The sequence below is a fragment of the Campylobacter sp. CFSAN093233 genome, assembly GCF_011068165.1.
In the GTDB taxonomy this organism is placed as follows: domain Bacteria; phylum Campylobacterota; class Campylobacteria; order Campylobacterales; family Campylobacteraceae; genus Campylobacter_D; species Campylobacter_D jejuni.
Window position 1 is genome coordinate 203,841 of the sequence record NZ_JAAMWY010000001.1, and the last position, 21,891, is coordinate 225,731.

Consider the following 21,891-nt stretch of genomic DNA (forward strand, 5'->3'; position numbering starts at 1 on the left):
TGTTTAATTCTATAATGATTTTCTAAATGTTTGTTAAAAATCTTTTTTCAGCTTCTTTGCTTACTTGAGGAAATTTGTCTAAGTATTCTAAATAAGCAATAGCATATTTTCTTGAAAGATTGAAATATTCTTTCATACTTTGCACATCAAGACTTTGATTTTTTAATAAATTTAAACATTCTTGCATAAGTTTTTCAAGAGCTTGTTTTTCTATAAAAAGATTGTGTGAAAGTCTTACAACTAAGCCTTTTTGGGTAAGTTTTTTGAGTATATTATCTCCGCTTTTTCTATCAAGTTCTAAAAAATCATAAAGATTATAAGGAGCTTCGGGTTTAATACCTTGTTTTTTTAAAATTTCATATAATTGATTATTATTTTTTTCTTGAAGTTTTTCAAAATCTATGCCTTTTTTAAAATAAATTCCATTTTGAAAATCCAATAAATTTGACATCTCTTTAAGCCCGAGTTCGCAAAAATTTTCACTTGCCCAAGTAATCCTTAAAGCTAAAGAATGTGCTGAAAGCATGGCATAAGGATTTTTTTCAAGTATGAATTTGATGAAATTTTTAATTTCTTCTAGACTTTGTAAATGATATACATTAAGATTTTTTTCATCAACAAATACTTGATTTAATTCTTTTGCTAATTTCAATGCTTTTTGATGAGAAAGTTTAAATCTCTGATAACTTGAAAGCAAGCCAAAGCCGTATTTGTGTGCGTCTTTTAAGAAAGAAAAAGCCGCTTTAAAATCTTTATTTTTCAAAAACATTAAAAATTTATTTTTTTGTTCTTTTTTTAAAGGTTCGCTTAAAGGATTTAAAACCTTACCACCGCCTATAACACGATTGTTTTGTAATAAAATAAAAGCCTCATCAAAACTTAAAAATACATTTTTATCAAAACTAAAATGCACAAAAAATTCATCATTTTCTAGTTTTTTTAATATATTTATTTTACATTCTATTTGTCTTGAACCCACACAAAAAATCATTTTGCTATTTTGTAAATTTTTTGCTTTAACTAAAGCATCGCATTCTTTAAAGGCTTTAAAATAACCTTTTTTACTTAGTAAATAACCTTTTTTCAACTCTTTATAATCACAATTTAAACTTAAAGCCACACGGTTGCAAGCTTTGATTTGCTCTAGATTGGTATCGTGATTTTGTATATTTTTAACAATGAGTTCTTTTTGAGTGTCTAAACAGATGATTTTTTCATTTAAAGTGATACTTCCTTCATTCAAGCTGCCTGTAACGACAGTTCCTATACCTTTTAGAGAAAAAACTCTATCGATATAATAATGAAAAATCAGTTCTTCATAATTTTCTTTGTTTTCTATGGTATAAAGATAATTTTTTAATTCTTCTATGCCTTGATTATTTTTTATACTGGTATGAAATACTTTTAAAATGGGATAATCTAAATTTTTTAACTCTTCTAAAATTTCTACACTTTTTTGCTCTATGTTTTCACAAAGATCGCATTTGCTAAGTACTAAAATGATATTTTTAATATCAAGAATTTTTAAAATTTCTAAATGTTCTAAACTTTGTTCTTTTAAACCCTCGTTAATATCTACGATAAATAAACAAACACTAAAGCCAAAAGCTCCACTTACCATAGTTTTAACCAAATCTTTATGTCCTGGAACATCGATAAAAGAAATGTTTTTATCTTTTAATTTAAGATTTGAAAAACTTAAATTAATGGTGATTTGTCTTTCTTGTTCTTCTTTTAAACTATCGCCTTCAAAACCATTTAAAGCTTTAATGAGTGAAGTTTTTCCATGATCAATATGTCCTGCGGTTCCTATAATAACAGATTTCATAAGTTTTCCATTTGATTAATTGTAAGAATAAGTTTTTGAAGTTCATTTTCTCGTATAGTTCTAAAATCAAGAACAAATTCATCATTTTCAATGCGTCCTATGATATTTTCTTTTCTAAATCGAGTTTGTAGTTTTAAAGCATCTCCTTGAAAAGTTAGTATATAAGTATCTAAACTTTTATCAGGCATAGAACCTCCTCCTACTAAACTTTTGCTTTTTTTGAGTTGGGTTTGAAATTTTAATTCTTTTTGCACTCTTAAAGCTTTTTCTTCTATAAAGGATAAGTCATCATTTAAAAGTTTTAAGGTAATAATTTTTTCATAATCTTTTTGTAAATAAGCTTTTAAGCTTTCATTTAAAAAAGATAGGGTTAATTTATCCACTCTTAGCATTCTTAAAAGTTGATTTTGTTTAAGTTTTTCTATGAGTTCTTTTTTTCCAAGTATAATGCCTGCTTGCACACTACCAAAAAGTTTATCTCCACTAAAACTTAAAATATCACATTCTTGTACGAGTTTTTTGATTTTAGGTTCATTTTTAATCAGCTTTTCATTTAAATTTTCACACCAGCCAGAACCTAGATCATAATAACTCAAAAGCCCTTTTTCTTTTGCTAGTTCATGTAGATCTTTTATATTTGCTTCACTATGAAAACCCATAAGAGCGAAATTAGACTTGTGGGTTTTTAAAATTAGAGCGGTATTTTCACTGATAGCTTGTTCATAGTCTTTTAAGTGTGTTTTGTTGCTAGTTCCAACTTCGCAAAGCTTTACACCTGCAGCTTTTATCACTTCAGGCACACGAAAACTTCCGCCAATTTCTATAAGTTCTCCTCTTGAGCTTATGACTTCCTTATCATAACAAAGAGAATTAAGCACTAAAAAAACTGCCGCAGCGTTGTTATTGACTACTAAAGCATCTTCGCATTCAAAAAGCATTTTAAGTTTTTCCAACACCAAAGCATAGCGAGAGCCTCTTTTTCCATTTTCTAAATCAAACTCTACATTAGAATAATTACAAATGATATCTTTACACGCTTCATAAAGTTCTTCATGGATTACACTTCTGCCAAGGTTTGTGTGTATAACCACTCCACTTGCATTGATCACACTTTGTAAATCTTTGCGGTAAAAAGTTTTGATTTCTTTTTTGATTTCTAAAAGTAGTTTATCTTTAGAAATTTCATCTTGGGAAAAATTTTCTTTTAGTTTTGCGACAACTTTTTTACAAAAAAATGCTTTGATATAAAAAGGATAGGATTTTAAACTCTCATCTTCAATAAGAGTGTTAATCTGTGGAAAAGTTCTAAATTTGTTCATCTTAAGCCTTAAGAAAATATTTGGTTATTTTAACATAGAATTTATAAAATGATGTTTTAAAGAGATTAAGGAAGACAATGCAAGATTTTGTTTATATAAAAAATGATGTTTTAATCCCTTTGCCTGATGCTATTGAAATTTTAGATCAGGCAAATGATAAAGAAGCATTAATTTGCAATGATAAAAATCAAAAAGCACAAATTTATGCCCCAGAGATTAACTTTTATCTTAAAAATTCTCAAGATGAAATTTTAGAGCAAAGTAAAAATGTTTTAACGCTTTATGAAGCAAGGGCTAGCGTTTATGATTTAGGGCTTGATTTAGAACAAAGCAAAGAAGTGCAAAATCGTTTGATTTTGGCAGATAGTGATACTCAAACTGTAGAGTTTTTAAAAGAACATGGATTTAAGGTTATTGCTTTAAGTAGTGCAGAAATTTTAGCTGTTTTTGGAAGTGTGGGGGAGCTTTGTGCTGTGGTTAAAAATCAAGGCGAAGAAGTGGAAATAGATTTTGATTTTTTACTTTTTAAAGCTGAAAATTTAAGCGTTGTGCGTAAAGATTTTACAAGACAAAGTGGATGTTATAATCTTTTAAATTTTGAAAATCTTGAAGCATTGTTAGAGTTTTTGCAAAGCAAAAGTCCAAAATATCCTTATAAAACTTATATTAGCTATAATGCTAGCGTGTGTCAATACCATGAAAGACGCAGTGAGCATTGTGCAAAATGTGCTGAAATTTGTCCTACTGTGGCGATTTTAAAAGATGATGAAAAAAAGCATTTAGAATTTTCTCAAGTGGATTGTTTGGGTTGTGGAGGATGTATTAGTGTGTGTCCTAGCGGATCGCTTGATTATGCTCCTATGCCAAGAGAAAGTTTTTTTACCCTTTGTGAGTTTTATAAAGATAAAAAAATTTTAATCATTCCTAAAAAAATGTCTTTAGAAAATTTAAATCTTGCTTTACCAAAAGATGTTTTACCCTTTATGATAGAGGGTGAAAAATGGCTTTCTTCTATGCATTTTTTAACACTTTTGCAAAATAGTGGTGCAAATTTGGTTTTTTATACGGACTTTGTATCTCGTGGTAGCAATGAAGCCATTATGCTTTTAAATACTTTTTTTGAGAGAAAATTTCAAAAAAAAGCTATTTTTGTTGCTAAAGATGAAAAAGAATTGCAAAATGTTTTAAAAGAGCAAGAATTCATACAAGATTTAAAATATGATTTTCATAATAACACCTTAACTACAAGAGAAAATTTTGCCAAAAGAATGCAAGAAATGATAAAAAATGAAGATTTTGGTAGTATAGAAAGTGGCGAATGGTTGCGTTATGGTAAGGTAGAAATCAATCCTAATACCTGTACGCTTTGTCTTTCTTGTGTGGGTGCCTGTAATGTAGGAGCTTTAATCGCTGATAAACAAGAAAATGCTTTGAAATTCAATGCTTCTCTTTGTACGACTTGTGGGTATTGTGAGTTAAGTTGTGCTGAAAAAGATACTTTAAAATTATTTCGTAGTGGAATGGAGTTTAGAGCTTCTTATTTTGAATATCAAACCATGGCAAAAGATGAGCTTTTTTCCTGTATAGAATGCGGTAAAGAATTTGCGACCAAAAAAGCTGTAGAAAAAATAGCCAATTTAATGAAGCCTAAATTTGGTAATGATGAGGATAAAATCAAAACACTTTATTGCTGTGCAGATTGCAAGGCAAAAGTGATGATAAAAGCAATGATTAATTAAGATCAAGAAGCTTTTTCATCCACAGCATAGCTTTAGATATGACACTTCCATGAGTTTCATTTTTAAAAAGTTTAAAATGAGTTTTACAATTAGTTTCTTTGGATATTTTTTCGCTAAGTTTTTGAGCATTGAGCTTAGCTACACCTTTGATAATACTTGAATTTGTTTCCAATGAACCTAATCCGATGTAAATTTTAGGGCAAGTTTGTAATTTTATGATATTAGGTAAAAACTCACTATTATCCCACCATAAAGAAGGTGAAATAATAAAATAATGACTAAAAATCTTACTATCATAAAGAAGTGTATCAATGGCAAAAAGTCCTCCAAAAGAATGTCCAAAGAGAATTTGATGGCTAAAATCAATAGGATACATTTTGTTGATATAAGGGATGAGTTGGGTTATTAAGAAATTTCTAAATTCTTTACTACCTCCACCTTGTTTATTTAAATTTGTTGTAGGCGTATAATCTTTAGTGCGTTTTTGTGTATCAAAAGCTAAATTATTATCATAACCTATTCCAATAATTAAAAGATTTTCTTTGACAGGAGTGTTGAAAAGATTTAAAAAAAGAGGAAAAAAGGCATTTCCATCGAGTAAATAAATGATTTTATATTTATAATTTGAGTTTTCATTCTTGTTTTTAGCTATAAAAATTTTATATATTGTGCCATTATAATTAAATTTGACATTTTCTAAAATAAAGTTTTGTTTTGCTTGTTTTGAGAGCTTGGGTATCTCTAGACTTGGTTTTGCAAAAGCTAGAAAAAAAGAACAGAATAAAAATAATATTTTTTTCATAATTTGCCTTCTAATTCTTCTTTACTTGTAAGTTTGCTATCAAATTTAACAACAAGATTTTTAGAGTTTTTATAAATATCTACAACCCCTAAATTTTCACCAAAAGTACTGAAATTTAAAGGCGTTTCTAAAGGTAGATAAAGGTTTTTAAAATCAGCTGGATTTTTTAAGAAAAATAATGCCACAAGCCAAATTAGAGCTAAAATTACTAAAATAATAGCTAAAAGATTTAAGGTATCTAGATGTAAAAATATCCCTCCGATAATACCACCTATAAAACTTCCACCATATCCAAAAGCATTAAATAACCCTAATGCTGCACCTTTTTCATGAACTTTACAAAATTTTGATGCACAACTTTGCATAATAGGTTCGTGTAAATTAAAACCTATAAAAAAAATCACAACTGCTATGATAAAAAAATCAATAGAATTACTAAAAGCAAAAAAAAGATAAGAAAGTATGAAAAAAACAATTCCTAAGAGTAAAATTTGTTTAGCTAAACCTCTTTTTTCGCCTAAACTTCCAGCAAAGCCCATAGCGATAAAACCTGCTACCATAGAAGCGCTATAAACAATCCAAAGTTTATCAGAAGCAAAGCCTAAATGTTTTACTAGAATAATAGGAATACTTAAAAATGCTATACTCATAAGCATTTTTTGCATGAAATTAGTAAGATTCATAAGGGCTAAATTTTTTTGTTTAATAAGATGAAAAAAAGGAGTTTTTTCATTTTCATGAGTGATTTTATTTTCTTTAGGTACAACGGTATAAAGTAAAATTATACATAAAAGAGACAAAGCCGCACTAAGATCAAAAAGGCTAGATAAACCCCATTTTGCACTCATTAGAGGAGAAATGACCATAGAGGCTGCAAAACTAAGTCCTATAAAAGAACCCATTACCGCCATGGCTTTACCACGATTTTCTTCTGTGATAAAATCACTTATCATTGCCGTAGCTACTGCTCCAATAGCTCCTGCACCTTGGAGCATTCTCCCTAAAAGCATGGTGTAAATATTTTCCGCAAAAGAGCAGATTAAAGAGCCTATTATAAAAATAATCAGTCCAATGAGCATGGTTTTTTTACGACCAATTTTATCACTTAAAATCCCAAAAGGCATTTGTAAAATCATTTGGGTTAAGGCGTAAACACCAACTAAAAGTCCCACTAAAAATTCATTAGCACCTTCAAGTTTTAAAGCATAAAGACTTAAAACTGGCAAAACTATAAAAAGCCCAAAAAATCTTGTTCCAACTATGAAAGATAAGGGTAAGACATAATTTAGCATTATCAATTTCCTATTAAATTTGAAATTTAAATTAGGATAATTTTACTATGAAATGGATTAAGCATTGATTAACATCGTTTTATCATTTGATATTTAAAAGCTACGCACAAGGATAAATTTTATAAAATCATATTTTTGTTTTTGATATTATTTTGGAGCTTTTGTTATGAAGATTATCCTAGCTACGAGCAATAAACATAAAGTTTTAGAACTTAAAGAAATTTTAAAAGATTTTGAAATTTATGCTTTTGATGAAGTTCTAATGCCTTTTGAGATTGAAGAAAATGGAAAAACTTTTAAAGAAAACGCCTTGATTAAAGCAAGAGCGGTTTTTAATGCTTTGGATGAAAAGCAAAAAAAAGATTTTATCGCTTTAAGTGATGATAGTGGCATTTGTGTAGATGTTTTAGAAGGAAATCCAGGAATTTATTCTGCTCGATTTAGCGGTAAGGGCGATGATAAAAGTAACCGTGATAAACTTGTCAATGAAATGATAAAAAAAGGTTTTAAACAAAGTAAGGCGCATTATGTTGCTGCTATTGCTATGGTAGGTTTGATGGGGGAATTTAGTACGCATGGAACCATGCATGGAAAAGTAATAGATACAGAAAAAGGTGAAAATGGTTTTGGTTATGATAGTCTTTTTATTCCAAAGGGTTTTGATAAAACCTTAGCCCAGCTTAGCGTGGATGAGAAGAATAACATCTCTCATCGTTTTAAAGCCTTAGAGCTTGCAAAAATCATTTTAAAGATTTTAAACAAAGGATAAAAATGAAAAATTTTTTAAAATATATAGCTATTATTGTTTTAATATATGCTCTTTATGTTGGTTTGGAAACTTGGTTTTCTTAGAATAAATAGTGATTAAAAAGCTTGGCAATAAGAACAAACTTCCACTTAAAAGCAAAATCATTACAAAAACGGTTAAAATTCCAAAATAAATTGTTGGAATAAAATTGCTACTCATCATAACACTAAAACCTAAAACTATGCTAATGGTAGTATAATAAAGTGCCGAACCTATACTAAGGTGAGAAATCATAATGGCTTCTTCTAGGCTTTTGTTTTTAATTTCTTCCCTAAAACGATAAATATAATGTATAGCATCATCAACGCCTATACCTATAGCAATAGCAGCTATAGTAATACTCATCATATCCAAAGGAATACCTAAAAGCCCCATAAGAGCAAAAACCACACTTAAAGGAATAACATTTACCAATATAGCCGCAACTGAAAATTTTAAATCTCTAAAAACAATGATAAAAAGTATAAAAATAGCTAAAATTACAAATATAAGAGTATCAAATTGCGATGAAAAAAGACTTTGGAGCATATTGTTATAAAGTACCATTATACCTGTGATTTGAACTTCTACTCCATCATTTTTTACAAGCTCGTTGAGCTGTTTTTTAAGATCTATTAAAAATTCATTACGTCTTAAATTCGGATCAGAATCAACAATACGCATACTAAATCTTAACTCGTTATTCTCTATACTTACAAAAGGTGAAAGCAAGTCTTGTTTAAATTTAGCAGGTAAATTCTCATTTAAAAACGCAAGAGCAAAATCATCTAACTCTTTTCCATCGTTGATATTTTTCCCTAGGGTTAAAAGACTATTAAGACTTAAAATCGAGCCTACAAATTCTTTATTTTCTAAAAATTCATGAACTTTTTTTGCAATGCGTGTTTTTTTAGAGTCAAACCAATAAGTTTCTTGTGTGGCTAAATTTTCAAATTCGCTTTCAAAACTATCAAGAGTATTGCTTGTATTTTGATCGTTTTTATTATTTGGAAAACGAATGATGACTTCTAAAGGCAAGGTTCCACCTAGATTTTTATCAATAACCAAAAGTCCTTTTTTGATTTCACTGCCATCTTTGAAATAATTGACAAAAGAATTTTCAACTCTGAGTTTTGAAATGCCTATTAAAGCTAAGATTATAGCAAGAACTGAAATTCCATAAATCATGCGACGCTTTTTAGGATCAAGAGCGGTTTTAGCACAAAAGGCTAAAAGATTAAATTTAAACTCTTTTTTATGATAGTTTTTTGGTTTTAAAAGAACTAAGATACTTGCTAAAAATAAATAACTAAAGATAAGAGCTAAACCTATACCTATACTCATCATAATACCAAGTTTTATGATAGGTTCGATATTTGAAAGCATTAAAGAAAAAAATCCTATCATCGTTGTAACAATGGCATAAAGGCTAGGATTTGCTTTGGCTAGTAAGGTTTCAAGCACTATGCGCTCAACTGTAGCTTTGGGATGATTTTGGGTATTTTCGATAAAATGCGTGATCAAATGAACAACTACACTTAAGGTGATAATTAAAACCAAAGCAATGTAATTTGATGAAATAACTGTGATTTGAAAATTTAAAAGTGCAAAAACTCCACTAGCTGCACTTAAGCTTATAAAACAAATAAAAAGAGGTAAAAAAACAAAGCGCCATGAACGGAAAAAATAATAAAGTGCAAATCCTAGTAAAAATACAAGAGAAACACCATAGAGTACAAGATCAGATTTTATATAAGTTATCATATCATCAGCGATCATGCTTACGCCACCAAGGTAGAGCGTATCTTTATTTTTTTCATAATTTCGAACTATGCTTTTAATAGTATCTAGACTTTGTTTCGTGATAACTTTTTGCTTGTCTTGATGTTTTTTTATAGCAAGACGAATTTGATCTTTTTCTTTTTCATCGGTAGCAAGATCGCGTTTTTCTACAAGATCATTATAAACTGTATCAGGCTTTAAGTAAATAATAAGCCCTGTTACTTTTCCATCTTTTGAGATGATATTATTTTTATAAAAGGGACTATTTAAAATTTCATTTCGGGCTTTTGTGCGGTTTATATCTTGGCTTTCTATGTTTGGGATATTTTTTAACAGTTCTTTTAAATCCGTATTTTGTGAACTTTGAAGCAAAGGGGCATTGATGATGCTAAAAACGCGCTCTACTAAAGGGGCCTTTTCTAATTCTTCATGAAGTTTTTTTAATTTGGCTAAATTTTCATTTGAAAAAGGTTTTTCATCATAGGGTTTGAAGGCTAAAAGTAAAAAATTATCACTTTTATAATGTTTTGAAATTTCTCTAAAAGTTTTTAAATCTGCATCATCTTCTAAAAGTAAACTTTCAGCACTTGCATCTACGCTAAGCTTAAAAGCAAAAAAGCTTAAAAACAGGCATATAAACAAGGTTCCAAAAAAAGTACTTTTTGGACGAGAAATAAAAAACTTTAAAAGCTTTGCAAACATTATTCTATGACAATACTCTCAAGTTTTTGAAGTAGGGCATCAAAGCCTTGGTTGGCTAAAATATCTCCAAATTGTGATCTATAAGTTTGTACTATACTCACACCTAAAACATCCACATCATAAACAAGCCAGTTGTTATTATCATTGTAAAATTTGAAAATGATATTTTTTTCTTCCCCATCTACTACCATAGAAGTGGTTAAAAAATAGCGTTTTTCATTTTTTAACTCACCATTTTTGACCTTTAAAACCTGATCTTTATAAAGACTGAGTTTATCGGTAAAACTTTTTTTAAGACTTGCTTCAAAGGCTGTGGTAAATTTTTCTTGTTCTTTTGGATTTAATTTAGAATAATTTTTCGAAAGACTGAGTTTTGCCATGAGTTTATAATCTATTATGCTATCAAAAAGTTTAAAAATTCCATCAGCAGCTTGTTTTTTGTCTTCTTTGCTATCTTGTAAAAGTTTTAAGCTTGCATCAATGTTTTTTTGCATAGTACTAGAAATTTCATCTAGCTGTAAGGCAAAAGCATTAAAAAATAAAGCCAAGATTAAAAATATTTTTTTCATTATTTTCCTTTATTTGCTAAGTTCATTGCGTCTTTGCTCGTAAGCATCACGCAAGAATGGATATAAATTAGGCGTGTTGTGATAAATTTCATCAATTTCATCAAGTCTAAAACTAAGTTCATTACCAAATCCATAAGCACTTATAGCTATACTTGCCCAAGTAGGATCAATGTAAGCAGTAAAACTTGCATACCAAGTTGCAGGTAAAGCAAGAGTATCTCTAAGATTACTAGGGCCGAGTATAGGTAAGACAATATGAAAACCGCTTCCTACACCCCAGTGAGCCAAAACGGTTCCTAAGTCTGCGGGATGTTTTTTAAGACCCATTTTTGATGCCATATCCATAAGTCCACCAAAGCCCATAATGGTATTGGTGGTAAATCTTTTAAATTCTTCTCCCGCTTCTTCAAATTTAAACTGCAAAATATTGCCTACAAAACGCAAAGGAACAAGTAAATTATCAAAGAAATTTCTTACCCCTAATCTTATAAATTCAGGAGTGATAGTGTTATAGCCCTTAAGAACGGGACGCAAACCATAATCATACAAAGCCACATTAAAACTTGTCATAGCTTTGTTATATCCTGAAAGTGGATCGTTTACTTGATAGTTTTGGTATTCTTGTTCGAAATCATCTAAATTTTGTTCTTTAGCAAAAGCAAAAATAGCAAAAAAAATTAAAATAAAAGATATAAATTTTATTCTCAAGCAAAAACTCCTAAAAATTTTAAAAGTAAAATTATAGCAAATTTTTAATCAAGATTTATATCCCAGTAAAAATCCACCCATTCAGTAGCTTCTTTTACTTTAAAATCAGGCTCTAAAAGAGCGGTTTTTTTGTAAAAAATGGTTGTAATTTTAAGTTCTATATGAGGAAATTTTTCAAGCAAAACTTTTTTTATTTCTGCTAAACTTTCTCCACTATCTACTATATCATCAATGAGTAGAATTTTTTTGTGCTTGCTTAAATCGGGAATGTTAAAAATTTCAATAGTATCAAGTTTTTTCGTATTATCGTAATGAATTGAGTTTAAAGCAAAAAGTTGACGCGTTTTTAAAGCCACTGCTAAAGAGTGTCCTAAACTCATCCCCCCTCTCGCTATAGCTAAAAGTGCATCAGGGTTAAAATCTTCTTTAATTTCTTTAGCAAGAATTTTTACATCTTCTTTAAATTCTTCATAGGAGTAAAATATCATTATATATCCTTATTTATTGTAGTGCCATAAGTAAAAAATTACCCAAAGATAATAAACTTAAAACTATAATGCCAAGATTGATTTTATCCCATTCGCGTTTAAAAATTCTTACAAGTAAATAAGAAAGAAAACCAAAAGCAAAACCTGTGGTGATGGAGTAAGTAAAAGGCATCATGATGATAGTAAAAAAGCTTGCTGCAGCTATAGCACTATCTTTAAAATCTATATTTTTAACTTCCATAAACATTAAAATTCCAACCATTACAAGTACGGGGTATATTGCGTTTGCAGGAATGGCTTTAAAAAGTGGCAGTAAAAAAAGTGTAAAAGCAAAACAAATAGCTACAACTAAAGCTGTAAGCCCAGTTCTTCCTCCGCTTTCAACCCCTGTAGTGCTTTCAACAAAGGCTGTAACTGTAGAAGTGCCTGTCATAGCTCCTAAGGCTGATCCTGTTGCATCTGCCATTAAGGTTTTGCTTAGTTTTTTTTCTCCATTTTTGGGATCATCAAAAATCTTTCCTCTTTCACCCACACCTGTGATAGTTCCTATGCTATCAAAAAGTTGAGTGATAAAAAAAGTAAGAATTATAGGTATCATAGTAATATTTAAGGCGCTTTTGATATCAAGTTGTAAAAAGATGGCTCCTAAACCATTTTCCATGCTAAAATTTGGCCAAGAAAAGATTTGCACAGGAAAACTTGCATTGTCTAAATGGAAAATCCAAGCAATAATAGAGCTTGCTAATACCCCCAAAATAAAAGCTCCGCGAAGTTTTATAGCCCAAAAAAAGATGATTAAAGCTAGAGTAAAAATTCCAAAAAGCACATGAGGGCTTTTGAAATTTCCTATGCTGACTAAGGTATCTTTATTATGCATTATCACACCCATTTGACTTAAGCCTAAAAATGCAATAAAACAACCTATGCCCGCACAAATTGCAAGGCGTAAATCTTTTGGGATATTGCGGATTACCCAAAGGCGAAAATGCGTAAAAGAAAGTATGAGAAAAATAATACTTGAAATAAAAACAGCTCCTAAGGCACTTTGCCAAGCTATGTTTTGACCTAAACAAACCGCAAAGGTAAAATAAGCATTTAAACCCATTCCTACACTCATAGCTACAGGAGTATTGGCAAAAAAAGCATTAAAAGCACTTGCAACTATTGTAATTAAAGCTGTTGCGGTGATTAAAGCTTCTATAGACATTCCTGTATTTCCTACTATGCTAGAATTTACGGGGATAATGTAAACCATAGCTAAAAAAGTAGTAAGTCCTGCTATAACTTCGGTTTTAAAACTCGTATTGTTTTCTTTGAGTTTAAAAAAGCTCATTTTTTCTCCTTAGTAGGTTTTTAGCTCATTGTATAAACTATCGCGTTCTACAGGAATAAGATTTGAAGTTTTTATCATATCGATAAAAGTTTTTAAACTTGTGCCTTTGGCGGACTTTGCACCACCTGCACTTTGTATACTTTCTTTTTCTATAGTGCCGTCTAAATCATTAGCTCCAAATTCTTGTGCTACCATGGCTAAATTTAAAGTCATTGTTGCCCAGTAAGCTTTGATATTTTTGATATTATCAAGCACTAAACGAGAAATGGCAATGGTTTTTAAAATTTCTTCACTATCCATGATTTTATCAGTTTGTATAAAGCTATTATCCCTTTGCCAAACTAGAGGGATAAAAGCATTGAATCCACCGGTTTGATCTTGAAGATCACGCAGTCTTAACATATGATCGATCCTGTGATGTCTTTCTTCTATATGTCCAAAAAGCATGGTAGCATTACTTTGCTTGCTTTTTTCATGCCAAAGTTTATGAATTTTAAGCCAATTTTCACTGCTAACTTTTCCATGACAAATTTTCTTACGCACTTCTTCATCAAAAATTTCAGCTCCACCGCCTGGCATGGAATCAACGCCGTATTCAAGCATTTTTTCTATCACTTCTTCATAACTCATTTTAAAACGACGATGTAAAAAATCAATTTCAGCAGCAGTCATAGCTTTTACATGAAGATTAGGATATTTTTCTTTTATCATTTTAAAAATTTCTAAATACCATTGCCAAGTTGTATCTTTGTTGTGAGCTGAAACGATATGCACTTCTTTGGTTTCTCGTTTTACAGTTTCATCGACGATTTTCATGATTTCTTCATGAGTCATCAAATAAGGATTAGGATTTTTTCGGTGCGCTGAAAAGGCGCAAAATTTACAGGTGTCTGCACAGATATTAGTTGGGTTGATATGGCGATTGATATTAAAATAGACTTTTTTTCCATGAAGTTTAGTGCGTTTTTTGTGAGCGTATTTGCCTAAGGTAAAAAGATCTAGATCCCAAAGTGCATTGGCTTCTTCTTGGTTTAATCTTTCTTCATTTTCTAGTTTGGTGATTAAATTTTTCATTTTAATTTTACTCTTTTGCTGTTTTTAAATAAAGCATTATAATTTTTGCTTACTGAAAAAGAGTTTATAGAAAAAGCCAAAATAAAAGATATTTTTGTTAAGATTATTATTAAAATATTAAAATTTTAAAGAGAGTAGAAATTTTGTTAAATAAAGAATTAGAAATTTTTAAAAAAAATCTTAGTTCCTATACCCAAAGTTGTAGAAAATTTTTTCTTAAGCAAGGGGCGTTTAGCTTATATCATTCTAAAAATATGGATAATTTCATAAAAAAAGCTTATGATATAGTTCTTAAAGATTATTTTGATGATTTTTCACCTCCAAGTGATAATATCCCTTTTTGTGTTTTAGCAAGCAAAGCATATGCAAATAATAGTCTTTGTTTTAATGAAAGTATTTCTTTGATTTTTGTTTATAAAGATATTAAGGCTTTTCATTTAAAACCTATGATTAAGGCTTTTATCGAAATTTTAAATGATGCGCATTTGCAAATTGATTCGGTTATCTTAGAATTTAATGGACTTTATAATGCTAGCAATGAGCTTAAGACTTCTATAATACAAACTCGTTTCATATGTGGTTCTAGGATTTTATTTAAAGGGATTAAGACAAAATTTGAGAGTATTTTAAAAGAAAATAAAAATGATTTTGCCAAGCTTTTGCTAGAAAATTTTAAAGAATTTGACATTCCATTTATAAAGCAAGAATTTAATATCTTAAAAGATTTTGGCGGATTAAATCATTTAAGATCCTTAGAGAGTTTGCTTGTTCTTTTTAAGACTTCTCCAAAAAATTATGCTTTAAATTTTATAGATGAAAAAAATTTAAGCGAGTTGCGTTTAGCTGGAGATTTTTTACTTTCTTTAAAATCAGCGATGAATTTATTAAGTGCTAAAGATGAGGATGAATTTTTACTTATTAATGTTCATGATTTGAGTGAATTAATGTATAAAAAAGCTAAAAAACATTTTGGAGCAAATGAGTTGTTGGTTCAAAAGGCTTTGCAAAGTATGCATACTATAGGTTTTTATACACACTTTTTAGCAAAGCAAATTCAAGATGGATTAAATCATACTCTTAAACAAGAATATAAATTTAAAACTCTTGTGGAAGTTTTAGAATACTTATTAAAACTTGAAGATAAACATGTTATTTTCGATCTTAACTTGGTTTTTGCCCTAAGAAGATTGAAATACGGTAAAAAAGATATAGAAAAAGCTTTAATACTTTTTGAGAAAATTTTTTATAAAAGGCATAGTTTTTGTGTTTTAAAACTTTTGCTTGATAGTGGAATTTTAAAAGATTTATGTAAGCCTTTTTGGACAGTTCGTTTTTTAAGCGATGAAGAAGGAAATTATAGTTTTGATGAGCAAGTTTTTCTTATGTTAAGTGAATTTGAAAAATACGAAGATGAGCTTGAGATACTCCAAAAACTTAAAACCGATGAAAAAATGATTTTAAAGCTTGTGATACTTTTAAGCGCTATAGAAAGTGAAAATGAAATTTCTTTAGCAGGCATATATAGAGCGTATTGCTCTAAATTTGATTTAAAGAATGAAATTTTAGAATGGGGTCTTAAGATATTTAAAAACAATAATGCCTTAAAAGATCTTGTAGAAAAAGAAGATATATACAATCCTATTGTTGTAAGTAGCTTGGTTTCTAAGCTAGAAAATTTAGAAAATTTAGAGCTTTTATATACTTTAACTTGGCTAAAGGCTAAGGCTTTAAATTATAATGCTTTTTATTTTAGAGTTCTTGATAAACTTTTAGAAAATGCAAAACAAGGTTTTGAAGATGAAAATCTACTTGAAGAAAGCGCAAGAAGAGTAAAAAAAGAATTAACACTTAAAAGAAGTAAGATTTTTTTAGAGCAAGATGAAATTTTGCAAGATAAAATCATGCATATCAAATCAAATCTTTTTATTATAAAAAATACTTTTGAAGATATTGTTATGATTTCTAAATTAGCCAAAGAAAATGATTTTAAATTTTGGTTTAATAATGAAACAAATCTTAGTTTGCAAATTGTTGCACCACTTCATTTTAATATTGCCATTATTTTAAGTTCTTTAACAAATTTAAATCTTATTTTCATGAATTTTTTTGAACTTTTTGATAATAAAATTTATTTAAGATTTGAATATGATAATATTATCAGTGATGAGCAAAAACTAAAACTTTGCGAGCTTTTAAATTCAAATCTTTCTGGTTTTAATTTGAAAAAAATTAAAAAGCCAATCATTAAAAAAGATGAGTTAAAATTAGACTTAAACTATTCTAAAATGTATGCCAAATTAGGTCTTAATACGAAAGATCAGCAGGGTTTAATGGCGTATTTGATGAATGTTTTTAATGAACTTGAACTTGTTTTATGTGCAGCAAAAATTCAAACCATAAGACAAAGGACGCGTAATATTTTTATTTTTCAAAAGAATGAAAAATTAGAACATAGCGAGCAAAAGTTAGTTAATTTATTAATAAGTGAGTAAAAAAATGTGTGGAATCGTAGGTTATATAGGAAATAATGAAAAAAAACAAATTATACTAAATGGACTTAAAGAATTGGAATATCGTGGCTATGATAGTGCGGGTATGGCAGTGATGCAAGAAGGAGAGCTCAGTTTTTTTAAAGCTGTAGGAAAGCTTGAAAATTTGGCGAATAAATGCACGGATTTTGAAAGTCAAGGTTATGGTTTTGCTATAGGTCATACAAGATGGGCAACTCATGGTAAGCCTACTGAAATCAACGCACATCCTCATTTAGGACAGTATTCTTGTGTGATTCACAATGGTATTATAGAAAATTATAAAGAAATCAAAGATAAACTTGAAAAAGAAGGCGTGAGTTTTTTAAGTCAAACCGATACAGAAGTTATTGTCCAGCTTTTTGAATTATATGCAAGAAATTTGGGAGTTTTTGAAGCTTGGCAAAAAACCATCAAAGAACTTCGCGGTGCTTTTGCTACTTTGTTAGTAACAAAAAAAGATCCCAATCATGTGTATTTTGCAAAAAATGCTGCTCCTTTGATTATCGGTAAAAATGCAAATAAAGAATGGTATTTTTCTTCAGGTGATGCGCCTTTGATAGGAAGTTGTGATGAGGTAATGTATCTTGAAGATTTAAGCTTGGGATACGCGAGTAAAGATGAGCTTGTCGTTTATGAAAATGATATTTTAAAATCACTTTGTTTTTCTAAGCTTTCAGGCGATAAGGCTTATGCAAAAAAAGACGGCTTTCGTTTTTTTATGGAAAAAGAAATTTATGAACAAAGTCGCGTGATGAGTGAAGTTTTAATGGGGCGTATTCAAGGCAATGAAGTCGTTTTTGATGAGCTAAACAATGAAGATTTAAGTCAAGTAGATGAAATCACGCTTTGTGCTTGTGGAACAAGCTATCATGCTGCAATGGCAAGTGCTTATTTGTTTGAAAGAATTGCTAAAGTTAAAGCTAAAGTAGAAATTGCAAGTGAATTTCGATACCGTGAAGCAATTATAAAAAAAGATTCTTTATTTATCGTTATTTCTCAAAGTGGAGAAACAGCAGACACTTTAGAGGCTTTAAAGATTGCAAAAGAGCAGGGTGCTAAGACTTTTGCAATTTGCAATGTGGATAATTCTAATATAGTGCGTTTAGCACATCTAAGTCTTTTAACTCGTGCGGGCATAGAAAAAGGAGTTGCTTCAACTAAAGCTTTTGCTACTCAGGTTTTAACACTTTGGATGCTTGCTATTTTTATGGCACAAAAAAGAAATTTAAATGTTTCTGCTGAAATTAAAGCACTTTTGCATACTCCAAATTGCGTGAGTGTAAAACAGGCTTTACATGAAAAAATTCATCGTTTATCCAAGCGTTATTTAGATGGACATGGCTTTTTCTTTATAGGCAGAGATGTGTTTTATCCTTTGGCTTTAGAAGGAGCTTTGAAACTTAAAGAATTATCTTATCTTCACGCTGAGGGTTATCCTGCAGGAGAGATGAAACATGGCCCTATTGCTTTGGCTGATTCTAAGCTTTATACTATAGCTTTAATGCCAAAGCACATGCTTTATGAAAAAACAAAATCAAATGTTGAAGAGCTTATTGCTAGGGATTCTACAGTGCTTAGCATTTCACCTTTAGAATTTGATTTAAGTGATGATTTTATAAAAACCAATGAGCAAGATCATTATATGTGTGAATTTTTTGAAATGATGGTCATTACTCAACTTTTGGCGATGGAAATTTCCATAAGACTTGGCAATGATGTGGATATGCCAAGAAATTTGGCTAAAAGCGTAACGGTAGAATAGAAATGAAAAAATTTTTTTGTTTAACTTTAGTTTGTAAACTTTTTGCTTTAAGCGAATTTGAACTTCATCATATTGATAAAGTACATAAGCTAGGGTATAGTGGAGATACTATTATAATAGGTGTAGCCGATGATGCTTTTAATCAAGATCATATTAGTTTAAAGGATAAGATTTTAAAGTCTACTTATCCTACTGATACAGCTGGGAAACAGCTTATACCTGATTTGAAAAAATCAACACACGGAAGTCATGTAGCAGGTATAGCTGTTGGAGCAAAGATAGGCGATAGCAAACCTTATGGAGTGGCTTATGGGGCAAAATTTTATGGAGCTGGGGTGTTTCCAAATGGCTCTTACACTCAAATTCCTGATATTTATAATTTTTTCAAAGATGTGAGTATTATTAATAATAGCTGGGGTATTAATTTTTATCCTTATTTTAATCTTAAGGCTTCAAATTCTGGATTAGTAGATTGTACTCAAACTAATCAAGGGACAAGCTATAATATCTGTAATACTCCTTTGGAATATGTTATGAAAGCAGATAAGGTTGCTAATGATATGATGAGGCTTAGCAAGGACAAGGGAGTATTAAATGTATTTGCTGCTGGTAATGAAGGAATTCTTAGCCCTGCTTTGCATGCGATTTTACCAAGTTATGATGAATCTTTAAGAGCTTGGTTGGCTGTTGGAGCTTTGGATGCAAATGAGATTACTTTAGAATCAGATGGGACTTTAATAATTAAAAGTCAAGGTTTGGCTGATTTTAGTAATGGTTTTAAGGGGGCTACGAATTTTTCTTTAGTTGCTGCTGGAGTAAATATTAATAATGTTGATTCAAGCACTAATGATAAGTTTACAAAAAAAAGTGGAACTTCTATGGCAGCACCTATGGTAAGTGGAACAGCGGCACTGGTCAAGCAAAATTTCCCCTTTTTGGATGGTAAGCAAATTGCTGATATACTGTTAAGTACAGCAAATAAAAATTATAAGGCTCCAAAATTTACTGTTAAACAAGTAACCGATGGAACAAATCAACCTAAATTTCTTATTGTGTATATTTCGCAAGATCCACCTAGGATAGAAGATGAAATAAAACGGGATTTAAAACAGCTTTACAATGGAATACAAGTTCAAGTTAATGGACAATGGATTGATTATAGTGATTATATTTGGGATAATAGAGATAGTGCGCAGTCACAAAAACTTAATACTTCTACTATTAGTTCTATTAATGGAGTAGTTAGAGTTGAGAAAGAAGAATTATTTGGACAAGGAATTTTAGATGCACAAAAGGCGTTAAAAGGACTGAGTATTTTAGATGCAAACAGACTCAGTGATCAGGATGTATTAAAATATGAGCAAGAACCTAATACAGCTTATTATACTATAAACACTGCAGGTTATGATGCTGAATTTTCTAATGATATTAGTCAAAGAAAATGGGATGAAAGTACTCATTTATCAAGTGCTATTAATAAACCTACACATTTAGCTAATCTTAACATAGGGTTATCTAAAGAAGGTGAAGGTATTTTGATTATCAGTGGTCAAAATACTTATGAGGGTGCAACTTTAATCAAACAAGGAGAATTAAAGCTTAAAGGAAAAGTTAAAAATAATGCTTATGTAGAACAAAAAGCAATATTAAGCGGTAATGGTATTGTAGGGCAAAATTTAAACAATAAAGGCATAGTTAGACCTGGAAATGAAGATTTGAATGATTTAACCGTGCAAGGAACTTATACTCAAGAAGGAGTTGATTCTAAATTGCAACTTGATTTTGGTAATTATAAAAATTCTAAACTGATTGCAAAAACTTATGATATTAAGAGCGGGAATTTAGAATATATTCCTTTACCTAAATACTATATCTTAAATAAGCCAGTGAAAATTAATTTAGGAGATTTGGAAAAAAGTTTATCATCTTTTAATCATGTTTTGATACAAAATACCTATGCTTTAAATTTTGATTTTGTTTTAAGTGATGATTTAGTGAGTATTAATAAAACCTTAATAAAACCTAATTTAAAGCCAAATGCTTACGAAATTCCTAATACAAGCTTGGGAAATGCTTTAAGACAATTGCGATCTAGGGCAGACTTGAGTCAGACTTATCAGGAATTTTTTGCTTCTTTAGATAATGGAATAGATGTAAAGACTAAATTAAATAGAATAGAAGGTTCAGGGTATTTAAGCACTTTTAGTAATCATAATCAATCTAATTTAATGCAAAATAATATGTTATTTACCCTTCATCCTCTTAATATTAATAATTTTGCACAAAACAATAATATCTTACTTGCTAGTACTTATTTACCTAGAATTTTTAGCAATGAAGAATATTTTTGGCATCTTACTCCAAGTTATAAATACTATAAAGATAAAGATTTTTCAGGTCAAAAAACAGGTGCTAATATCTCTTTAGGAGAAAATTTCTCATCAGGCTTTTTAGCTTATGCTTTATCTCTTTCTAGCGCTAAATTTAATTTTAATAATGGTAGTGATTTGAAGAGTTATAACATGGATTTATTGCTTAATTATAACCATGATTTAGATTTTATAAAAATATTAAGTGGATTAGGTATAGGTGTAGGATTTAATACTCTTAATCGTTTTGTAGTAGAGCAGCCAATTGAAGGCAAATATAAAACATTGCAAACTTCAGCCCAGCTTGGTGTAACTAAAGATATTATTTTAGGTCAAGATTTTATTTTTAATCCTTTAATGTATTTTACACATAGTTTTTTTTATCAAGAAGATTTTAAAGAAAATAAAAGTCCTTTTGCTAAAAATTATGAAAGTTTAAAACATCATAGCATAAATGCAAATTTAGGTTTTAATCTTGCTAAAAATATAGAGCAAGATGATTATCAAGCTTCTTTTTCTACTTTTGTAATTTTTGAAAAAAGAATTTATGGAAGAACTTTAGAAAATAAGGCTAGTTTTGTTGATTTTCCTATTGCTTTTATTCAAAAATATAAATTAAAAGATAATATTTTAAGTCAAGGTTTTAATTCAGAATTTTTATATAAAAACAATGTATTTTGGCAGTTTATGTTAATGAATAGATTTTCTCATAATGCCTATGAATTGCATTTAATGAGTTCAGTGGGAAAACGTTTTTGAAAGTATTTATTTTTTTAGCTTATAATAAATAAAATTTTAATCAAAGG

At 29.6% G+C, this 21,891-nt stretch carries 15 protein-coding genes; 5 read left to right on the forward strand and 10 right to left on the reverse strand.

Annotated features, from left to right (window positions below; genetic code table 11):
- Window positions 1-22 precede the first annotated feature (22 nt).
- Both selB and selA read right to left on the reverse strand, forming a co-directional pair.
- Complete coding sequence (gene selB / locus FBF15_RS01095) at window positions 23-1,828, reverse strand: selenocysteine-specific translation elongation factor (protein WP_002856638.1); 1,806 nt, start codon at window positions 1,826-1,828, stop codon at window positions 23-25.
- On the reverse strand, window positions 1,825-3,147 hold the full coding sequence (gene selA / locus FBF15_RS01100; RefSeq protein WP_002856163.1) for an L-seryl-tRNA(Sec) selenium transferase: 1,323 nt from the start codon (window positions 3,145-3,147) through the stop codon (window positions 1,825-1,827). Before selA ends, selB begins: the two co-directional genes overlap by 4 nt.
- A gap of 77 nt (window positions 3,148-3,224) precedes the next feature.
- Here selA and FBF15_RS01105 point away from each other — a divergent pair, with 77 nt between their 5' ends.
- Window positions 3,225-4,886 (forward strand): 4Fe-4S dicluster domain-containing protein, encoded by a 1,662-nt coding sequence (locus FBF15_RS01105; RefSeq protein WP_032590557.1) that lies wholly within the window; start codon window positions 3,225-3,227, stop codon window positions 4,884-4,886.
- Here FBF15_RS01105 and FBF15_RS01110 read toward each other — a convergent pair.
- Window positions 4,879-5,688, reverse strand: a complete 810-nt coding sequence (locus FBF15_RS01110) for an alpha/beta hydrolase (protein WP_002855690.1) — start codon at window positions 5,686-5,688, stop codon at window positions 4,879-4,881. The two genes, FBF15_RS01105 and FBF15_RS01110, sit on opposite strands and share 8 nt — an antisense overlap.
- On the reverse strand, window positions 5,685-6,980 hold the full coding sequence (locus tag FBF15_RS01115) for an MFS transporter (RefSeq protein WP_032590555.1): 1,296 nt from the start codon (window positions 6,978-6,980) through the stop codon (window positions 5,685-5,687). Before FBF15_RS01115 ends, FBF15_RS01110 begins: the two co-directional genes overlap by 4 nt.
- A gap of 166 nt (window positions 6,981-7,146) precedes the next feature.
- On the opposite strand from FBF15_RS01115, the gene rdgB reads away from it, so the two are divergent.
- Window positions 7,147-7,749 carry an RdgB/HAM1 family non-canonical purine NTP pyrophosphatase gene (gene rdgB / locus FBF15_RS01120; protein WP_002855675.1) on the forward strand — a complete coding sequence of 201 codons (603 nt, stop codon included), beginning with the start codon at window positions 7,147-7,149 and terminating at the stop codon, window positions 7,747-7,749.
- Window positions 7,750-7,779: 30 nt separating this feature from the next.
- On the opposite strand, the gene FBF15_RS01125 is transcribed toward rdgB, so the two are convergent.
- From FBF15_RS01125 to mqnE, 6 genes are read right to left on the reverse strand one after another with little or no spacing between them, the layout of a single operon-like run.
- Window positions 7,780-10,251: an RND family transporter gene (locus FBF15_RS01125; protein ID WP_032590553.1), complete on the reverse strand. Its 2,472-nt coding sequence runs from the start codon at window positions 10,249-10,251 to the stop codon at window positions 7,780-7,782.
- Window positions 10,251-10,820 (reverse strand): phospholipid-binding protein MlaC, encoded by a 570-nt coding sequence (locus FBF15_RS01130; RefSeq protein ID WP_002856450.1) that lies wholly within the window; start codon window positions 10,818-10,820, stop codon window positions 10,251-10,253. Before FBF15_RS01130 ends, FBF15_RS01125 begins: the two co-directional genes overlap by 1 nt.
- Window positions 10,821-10,829: 9 nt before the next feature.
- Entirely contained in the window at window positions 10,830-11,528 is a 699-nt protein-coding gene (locus FBF15_RS01135) for a VacJ family lipoprotein (RefSeq protein WP_032590550.1), read from the reverse strand.
- A 44-nt stretch (window positions 11,529-11,572) separates the two neighbouring features.
- Window positions 11,573-12,016 carry a phosphoribosyltransferase family protein gene (locus FBF15_RS01140; protein WP_002852389.1) on the reverse strand — a complete coding sequence of 148 codons (444 nt, stop codon included), beginning with the start codon at window positions 12,014-12,016 and terminating at the stop codon, window positions 11,573-11,575.
- Between the two features lie 13 nt (window positions 12,017-12,029).
- Window positions 12,030-13,349 carry an NCS2 family permease gene (locus FBF15_RS01145; RefSeq protein WP_032590548.1) on the reverse strand — a complete coding sequence of 440 codons (1,320 nt, stop codon included), beginning with the start codon at window positions 13,347-13,349 and terminating at the stop codon, window positions 12,030-12,032.
- Window positions 13,350-13,358: 9 nt separating this feature from the next.
- Complete coding sequence (mqnE, locus tag FBF15_RS01150; RefSeq protein ID WP_002856525.1) at window positions 13,359-14,423, reverse strand: aminofutalosine synthase MqnE; 1,065 nt, start codon at window positions 14,421-14,423, stop codon at window positions 13,359-13,361.
- A gap of 143 nt (window positions 14,424-14,566) precedes the next feature.
- On the opposite strand from mqnE, the gene FBF15_RS01155 reads away from it, so the two are divergent.
- From FBF15_RS01155 to FBF15_RS01165, 3 genes are read left to right on the forward strand one after another with little or no spacing between them, the layout of a single operon-like run.
- A complete protein-coding gene (locus FBF15_RS01155; RefSeq protein ID WP_165434532.1) occupies window positions 14,567-16,915 on the forward strand; it encodes a nucleotidyltransferase in 2,349 nt (782 codons plus the stop codon).
- 4 nt (window positions 16,916-16,919) lie between these two features.
- A complete protein-coding gene (glmS, locus tag FBF15_RS01160; RefSeq protein WP_032590545.1) occupies window positions 16,920-18,716 on the forward strand; it encodes a glutamine--fructose-6-phosphate transaminase (isomerizing) in 1,797 nt (598 codons plus the stop codon).
- A gap of 2 nt (window positions 18,717-18,718) precedes the next feature.
- Window positions 18,719-21,844, forward strand: a complete 3,126-nt coding sequence (locus FBF15_RS01165) for a S8 family serine peptidase (protein WP_002855745.1) — start codon at window positions 18,719-18,721, stop codon at window positions 21,842-21,844.
- Window positions 21,845-21,891: the final 47 nt, after the last annotated feature.

Excerpts from the sequence above, each read along its gene's own strand:
- selB (WP_002856638.1), bottom strand. The coding sequence starts at position 1,828 with ATGAAATCTGTTATTATAGGAACCGCAGGACATATTGATCATGGAAAA.
- selA (WP_002856163.1), bottom strand. The coding sequence starts at position 3,147 with ATGAACAAATTTAGAACTTTTCCACAGATTAACACTCTTATTGAAGAT.
- FBF15_RS01105 (WP_032590557.1), top strand. The coding sequence starts at position 3,225 with ATGCAAGATTTTGTTTATATAAAAAATGATGTTTTAATCCCTTTGCCT.
- FBF15_RS01110 (WP_002855690.1), bottom strand. The coding sequence starts at position 5,688 with ATGAAAAAAATATTATTTTTATTCTGTTCTTTTTTTCTAGCTTTTGCA.
- FBF15_RS01115 (WP_032590555.1), bottom strand. The coding sequence starts at position 6,980 with ATGCTAAATTATGTCTTACCCTTATCTTTCATAGTTGGAACAAGATTT.
- rdgB (WP_002855675.1), top strand. The coding sequence starts at position 7,147 with ATGAAGATTATCCTAGCTACGAGCAATAAACATAAAGTTTTAGAACTT.
- FBF15_RS01125 (WP_032590553.1), bottom strand. The coding sequence starts at position 10,251 with ATGTTTGCAAAGCTTTTAAAGTTTTTTATTTCTCGTCCAAAAAGTACT.
- FBF15_RS01130 (WP_002856450.1), bottom strand. The coding sequence starts at position 10,820 with ATGAAAAAAATATTTTTAATCTTGGCTTTATTTTTTAATGCTTTTGCC.
- FBF15_RS01140 (WP_002852389.1), bottom strand. The coding sequence starts at position 12,016 with ATGATATTTTACTCCTATGAAGAATTTAAAGAAGATGTAAAAATTCTT.
- FBF15_RS01145 (WP_032590548.1), bottom strand. The coding sequence starts at position 13,349 with ATGAGCTTTTTTAAACTCAAAGAAAACAATACGAGTTTTAAAACCGAA.
- mqnE (WP_002856525.1), bottom strand. The coding sequence starts at position 14,423 with ATGAAAAATTTAATCACCAAACTAGAAAATGAAGAAAGATTAAACCAA.
- glmS (WP_032590545.1), top strand. The coding sequence starts at position 16,920 with ATGTGTGGAATCGTAGGTTATATAGGAAATAATGAAAAAAAACAAATT.
- FBF15_RS01165 (WP_002855745.1), top strand. The coding sequence starts at position 18,719 with ATGAAAAAATTTTTTTGTTTAACTTTAGTTTGTAAACTTTTTGCTTTA.